At 48.1% G+C, this 6,658-nt stretch carries 6 protein-coding genes; 4 read left to right on the forward strand and 2 right to left on the reverse strand.

Annotated elements, in window-relative coordinates:
• The first annotated feature begins 347 nt into the window (after positions 1-347).
• From IQ235_RS15055 to IQ235_RS15070, 4 genes are all read left to right on the forward strand, one after another.
• Positions 348-479: a hypothetical protein gene (locus IQ235_RS15055; RefSeq protein ID WP_264322261.1), complete on the forward strand. Its 132-nt coding sequence runs from the start codon at positions 348-350 to the stop codon at positions 477-479.
• A gap of 94 nt (positions 480-573) precedes the next feature.
• Positions 574-2,484, forward strand: a complete 1,911-nt coding sequence (locus tag IQ235_RS15060; RefSeq protein ID WP_264322262.1) for a S9 family peptidase — start codon at positions 574-576, stop codon at positions 2,482-2,484.
• A gap of 157 nt (positions 2,485-2,641) precedes the next feature.
• The gene (locus IQ235_RS15065; RefSeq protein ID WP_264322263.1) at positions 2,642-3,247 is read left to right on the forward strand and encodes a sulfite oxidase-like oxidoreductase; all 606 of its coding nucleotides are present in this window, start codon (positions 2,642-2,644) and stop codon (positions 3,245-3,247) included.
• Positions 3,248-3,514: 267 nt separating this feature from the next.
• Positions 3,515-4,030 carry a YcxB family protein gene (locus tag IQ235_RS15070; protein WP_264322264.1) on the forward strand — a complete coding sequence of 172 codons (516 nt, stop codon included), beginning with the start codon at positions 3,515-3,517 and terminating at the stop codon, positions 4,028-4,030.
• A gap of 230 nt (positions 4,031-4,260) precedes the next feature.
• On the opposite strand, the gene IQ235_RS15075 is transcribed toward IQ235_RS15070, so the two are convergent.
• A complete protein-coding gene (locus tag IQ235_RS15075; protein WP_264322265.1) occupies positions 4,261-5,211 on the reverse strand; it encodes a phosphotransferase family protein in 951 nt (316 codons plus the stop codon).
• Between the two features lie 747 nt (positions 5,212-5,958).
• A complete protein-coding gene (locus IQ235_RS15080; protein WP_264322266.1) occupies positions 5,959-6,297 on the reverse strand; it encodes a hypothetical protein in 339 nt (112 codons plus the stop codon).
• Between the last annotated feature and the right edge of the window lie 361 nt (positions 6,298-6,658).

Below are 6,658 nucleotides of genomic sequence, written 5' to 3' on the forward strand. Positions count from 1 at the left end.
GCCTTCCCCAATGTCCCATACCTTAAATCGCGATGAATTTAGAATTCGATCGAGCTTAAGCACTTATGGCATTGGGTTTAGAGACGATCGCTGCTGATGGCAACATTTGGACGGAGGAAATAGGATGCTTGCAAAACATGTTTGAGACAGTTTCCATACTTTCCGTCTGATATAAAGCAGAATTCGAGTGCCAATATTTCTAAAGATTTGAGCCTATATTTGAGGCACTTTATACTGCCTTTCTTAGTGATAATTTAGATGTCGAATAATCTAAATTTAATGACTTTATCTGCACCCTTTTTGAAGTGATTTCCTAAGAAGAACGGAGTAAATCGATCGAACTTGCGATGCGGGTTGTCCTGGCAGATGGCTTGGATATTCAGGAAGAAAAGATTATCGATCGACTCCAAAAAATTTTTAAACTTTCACCCTGGGTCGTTCGTCAGCTCGAGGAAAACTGTAACGATCCAATTCGCTAAGAATTCCCGATTTTTCCGTAAATTCTGTTAAAAATAGTAGTAATACATTCAAGAGACTCAAAGTCCGCAATCGATGACCGAAGACGAACGAACAATGGCTCCCTACGGAGCCTGGAAATCTCCCATTACCTCAAACTTAATTGTATCTGAAACCATTGGTTTGGGGGGCGTTGCCGTTGATGGCGATCGGGTATACTGGCTCGAAGGCAGACCCGCAGAAGGAGGGCGAAACGTACTGGTGCAGCGCACCGGGAACGGTCAGACCCAAGATGTTACTCCCACAGGCTTTAACGTGCGCACCCGCGTCCACGAATACGGGGGCGGTGCGTTTGCCATCAAAAACTCAACAATCTATTTCTCCAACTTTGCCGACGGTCGTTTGTACGCCCAGACCCCAGAGACCGAACCAGCGGCGATCGTCGAGGAAGGTAAGCTGCGCTACGCCGATATGCAGCTCGATATCGGGCGAGATCGCATTATCTGCGTGCGAGAAGACCATCGGGAAGATGGAGAAGCGGTCAATACCCTCGCTAGTATCGATCGGAAAACGGGCAAGACCGATATACTCGTTTCGGGGAATGACTTTTATGCTTCCCCCTGCCTGAGTCCCGATGGTTCTCAACTGGCGTGGTTAACGTGGAACCATCCTTGTATGCCGTGGGATGGTACCGAATTGTGGGTTGCTGCCGTTGGGAATGACGGGGCGATCGAGGATGCAACCAAAGTGGCTGGAGGCGAGAAAGAGTCGATTTTCCAACCCCAATGGTCTCCCGAGGGGGTTTTGTATTTCGTCAGCGATCGCACGGATTGGTGGAACCTCTACCGTTGGACGGATGGGGCGATCGAACCGTTGTGTCCGATGGACGCGGAGTTCGCCACTCCCCAGTGGGTGTTTGGAATGTCTACCTACGCCTTTGCCGGGGAGGGACGTATCGTTTGTACCTATACCCGAAAAGGATTGTGGTATCTAGCCACCTTAAACACGGCAACCGGAGAATTCCGACAGATCGAAACGCCCTACACCCAAATTTCCGGCATCACAGCAGCGGGCGATCGAGTGCTGTTCCTGGGAGGATCTGCCGATCGGGCGACAGCGATCGTCCAACTGGATTTGGCAAGTCAGACAAGCGAAATTCTGCGGCAATCGATGCAGATCGATCTCGACCCCGGCTATCTTTCCACGCCCAAACCGATCGAATTTCCCACGGAAAACGGCGCGACGGCCTACGCCTTTTTCTATCCACCCACAAATAAAGATTACAGCGCCCCAGAGGGGGAAAAGCCGCCGCTGTTGGTGAAAAGTCACGGCGGCCCTACCGCCAGTACCTCCACCAGTCTTCGACTCTCGATTCAATACTGGACCAGTCGCGGCTTTGCTTTCCTCGATGTTAACTACGGCGGTAGTACCGGCTACGGACGGGAGTACCGCCAGCGATTGCAAGGAAATTGGGGCATCGTTGATGTGGATGATTGCGCGAATGCGGCGCTGTACGCGGCCGAACTTGGATGGGTCGATCGAGAACGACTGGCGATCGCCGGGGGCAGCGCTGGGGGCTATACGACCCTTGCGGCACTGACGTTTCGAGATGTTTTCAAGGCCGGTGCGAGCTACTATGGGGTCAGCGATTTGGAAGTTCTCGCGACCGATACCCATAAATTCGAGTCTCGTTACCTGGATGGGTTGATCGGGCCTTATCCGGAACGCCAAGATTTATATAAGGCGCGATCTCCCATTCATTTTACCGATCGCCTTTCCTGTCCGACGATCTTTTTCCAAGGACTTGAAGATAAAGTGGTTCCACCCAACCAAGCCGAAATGATGGTCGCCGCCCTAGAGAAGAAAGGGCTACCGGTGGCTTACGTCCCCTTCGAGGGAGAACAGCATGGATTCCGCAAGGGGGAAAATATCAAACGCGCCCTCGATGGCGAGTTCTACTTCTACTCGCGGGTTTTCGGCTATCAACCAGCGGAGGACTTAGACCCGATCGAAATTGCCAATGGCTAAGTAAGGGTCAGGGGAAACAGGGGAAGAGTGAACGAACAATGGATAATTAGTGAGTCGTTATTCTCCCCCTCTCCCCATCTCAAAAACCTAGGGGGTCGAACCAAACGCTATACTAAGTGGGTGTTATGGAGATAATGCTAGGTGCAAGGTAAGGGCGATGATGGGTAAGTTTTTTCAAAAGCCCGATGCGGAATTGGACGATCGCGTACCTCCGGGTCAATATTTAGCCAAAGGGTTTCCGGTGCTAACCTATGGCGATACTCCGACAATCAGCACTGAGGAATGGCAGTTTAAAGTTTGGGGTCGCGCCAAGGAGGTCACCTTTAGTTGGGCGGACTTTATGGCGATGCCGAAGCACGATTTTACGATCGATTTTCACTGTGTCACTCGCTGGTCGAAATTGGATGTTCGGTGGCGGGGAATTAAGGTGACGGACTTCATGAAATCGATCGAAGTCGAACCCGAAGCCGTCCATATTATGGAACATTGCTATGGCGGTTACACGACCAATATTTCTCTTGAAGACTTCTTGCGAGAAGAAAATTTCTTCGCCTATCGCCTGTCCGATAATCCTCTCCCCCCAGAACATGGCGGTCCCATGCGATTGGTGGTTCCCCATCTCTATGCTTGGAAAAGCGCCAAGTGGATTAACGGATTGGAATTTCTCGATGAAGAGCAATTAGGATTTTGGGAACGGAATGGCTATCATACTCGCGGCGAACCTTGGGCCGAGGAACGTTACAGCGATCGCTTCGGCTTGTAGAAGAGCTATTGTAGGGCTATTGTTAGGGCTAAATTTTACCACGATCGTCGAGTTTTAAAGAGATTAAATCTAGGGTGTTCGGCGAACGAAAATTGACGCATTCTTGTCAATATCGAGAACTTTGCGCATCGTAATAGCTTCTTTTTTGCTTTCCCACCACAGGCGTGCAGCGCTACATTATGGCGATCGGAATTGCCCGCATTTTAATTTGAGAAACGCGCGATTATGTATCTTGAGTCCCGACTTAGTACTAGAGACGATCGGACGATGAATCTTGAATATAGACTTAGCGTTAAAGATTATCAAGAAGCATATACGGCAAACTATAAATCCCAGCGCACGAGCTATTTATTTCTGTGGTGTTTGAGCGTTCTGGTAATAGGCTTAGGATTATTATATCTTTTTGCTCCCACTAATGGAAGTTTTTTCTTTCGGATACTGGGTCTTTTCTTTATCGGATGCGGAGCCTGTTTGGTTCCCGATTTCTATTACCGCTTTTTTATGCTCGGTTTGTGGAAAAACAATCCCATCTTGCGCGAATCCGTTGAACTTCATATTTCCGAAATTGGAATTACTTATATTTCCCAAAGTATTCAAACGAGTATAAAATGGCCTGTTTATTCTCATTTTATCGAAACGCCCAATTTATTTTTAATTTACCCCGTTCAACAAGTTTATGGCGTGTTACCAAAACGGGCTTTTTCTACCAGAGAACAGGCGCTCGAATTTCGACGGTTACTCAAAATAAAGTTGGGGAAACGGCGAACGGTCAAGTCTCGGTAAGTATGGAGTCGGATTGACTGACAAAATCTCCAACGTGCAACGGGTGGTAATTTTTGGTATAGATCGTCGTTTGCCGTAGAAGTACGCGCTGGAGATGACAGAGGCGATGCTACTGCCGATGCAGAAACTAATAATCCCCAGGGAAAAGACTCGTTGCAAGCTGCGATTCCCCATCAGCTTTTTCAGAATTGACGGATACAAATGACTCGAGCGGCAACGACCTTTTTGCCTTAAATGCTTGTCAATGTCGCCACGGAGTTTTCCACCACCATCTTAAATCTTGAAAACGGAAAGTGTTCGAGATGCATTCCGAGATGGCTGAGGGCTGCCATCAAGTGACAGCGAGCCCCAACGAGATCGCAGTCTAAAGTACGACAGTGAGCGTCGATTTGGCTGCGAAGTTCGGCGGGTTTCAAGTTCATCGTTCGAGCCAGCCTCACGAGATCGTACATGGCATATCCTCGAGTCATAGAACCCCCCCAATCAATAAGGACAAACTGGTTCTGCCAGTCTTTGGGCGATCGGGATAAATTCCGATCGAGCAAGATATTACCTTTCCACAAATCGTTGTGCATCAGAACGTGGCGAGGTTGCCATTTGCCTGCCATCAACCGATCCAAAGAATCCTTAGCCAGGGCGTGGATCTCATTAGGCAAACCATCTAGCTCGATGAAATATTTCAGCGGTTGTACGAAGTTTGTTTCGACATCGCTATGGCTGACTGGCGTACAAGTTAATTGGGTCATCCGAAGCAGTAGCTTAAATATCTCGGGGCGTAACCTAGAACGCTGCACGTACCATCCTAGCTTCCCTGCATTCAAAGGTTGGTGGTAGGGTAGTACCGCATAACTCAACCCGTACGTTCGCCCTTCAAACAGAGGCGTCAAAACAACATGGGCAAGTTCCGGTGAGAGTGCGAGTTGCGCCAGACGTGTCTTTTTCATCGACTGAGCTACCCGTTCTGGGGCGGTGGGTGGCGAACACAAGATAACGGCAATCGGCTTGCCCTTGCGATCTTTAGCGACCAATTTGGTCACATCATCAAAAGTAGATTTAGGCTTGCAAAGCTGGGAAATTTCTCCAACGGATTGGGGACTTAAGACTTGCTCTAGAGGCTCAAACAGACCCGCTCTAACTTGTTCGGGAGTTACCGCCTCAAACTTTGTCAAAACTGTTTTCATGGAATATTTCACTCCGGATTCAATGAAGATCTTTAATTTTTCGATCGCCAATCTGTCGAGCTATATCGTCTTTAACTCCTGGGTTTCTAAGCTAAAGAACAAATTCGTTGAAGCTCGATCGAATCGCCATCAACGAGATCGGCGATTTGCGCTTGTCGTATTCGCAGTGTTTACAGGACTTGAAATTTAGGCTTCACGAGCAGGGCTACTGACACAAAAACCGAATAGGAACACTCGTTCCCGAAAAATTGCAAGTCAATTTTGTTTATATAGGACTTACGACGTACGACGTAACAGCTCCAGATGTAGGGGCACAACCACGGGAGGATACCCTCCACTACGATCTGCCCTGACCGAGCATCATATATGGCGGCTCGGCGTAAGTCCGCGTAAGTCCTGTTAAAGTCGATAACGCGATAATTTTGAGTTTTATAACTCTATCACAATCTATCCTTAATACAACAAAAATGTATTGTTAACTTAACGTTAACCTAAAAATAAATTGCCATTGACCTCCGAGCTTGTATAGTTCGCGCTTCGGAGGTTAGGAAGCACCACAGAGTCTAGTAGTCCACCACAGAAATGATGAGTGGCGAGCGAGTCGGGGTAATCCCGCGCCCATTAGTGACCAGTAGAGTTGTTAGGAAATATCGCTGTATATTTAAGCTTTTCCTTCAAGTCCGGCATCGTAAATGCGTTTGTTAGCGCGCACCGATTGTATGAAATCAACGACGGGATTTGGGTAATCTACCCCCAACATTCCGTTGCGGGTTTCCTTGTATACTCGGAGACGATCTCCTTCCCAGAAATACTCCCGCAGGCGATCGAATTTCGACGGTTACTCAAAATAAAGCTGGGAAAACGACGGATGGTCAAGTCTCGGTAAGTATGGAGTCGGATTGACTGACAAAATCTCCAACGTGCAACGGGTGGTAATTTTTGGTATAGATCGTCGTTTGCCGTAGAAGTACGCGCTGGAGATGGCAGAGGCGATCGATCGTTTTTTGGGTTTGGGGTTGGATTGAAGAAATGGGGGATGCTTGCCAGACTGCGCATTGGCTGAAATGCCGATAAGCTAAGAAGCAAACACATTGTACGCACTAGCCATGACAAATCGGGAGTTACTTGAGGTTATTGAAAAAGCTGCTAGGGAAAAAGCAACATCCCTCAACAGCCTCTTTAAGGAAAACGATAGGACTCGACAATTCAAAATCTAAAAATGAATCCTCAAAATTGAGTTGCAACGATTACAATCTAAAAGATAATCTTCCTTATCCATCATCATCGTGCTGTTTCATCCACGTTCGACACTTTCCTTTTTCGGGGCAATTTGCCTGCTCGGCTCTTTGAGTGCTTGCGCGGATAGTCCCCTCGGTAAATCGGTTGAAGACTCTCTAGCTGTCGATCCGCAATTGCAAGAGCCATCGACAACCGGGCAACCCTCACC

The sequence above is a fragment of the Zarconia navalis LEGE 11467 genome (assembly GCF_015207075.1).
GTDB classification, from domain to species: Bacteria; Cyanobacteriota; Cyanobacteriia; order Cyanobacteriales; family Geitlerinemataceae; genus Zarconia; species Zarconia navalis.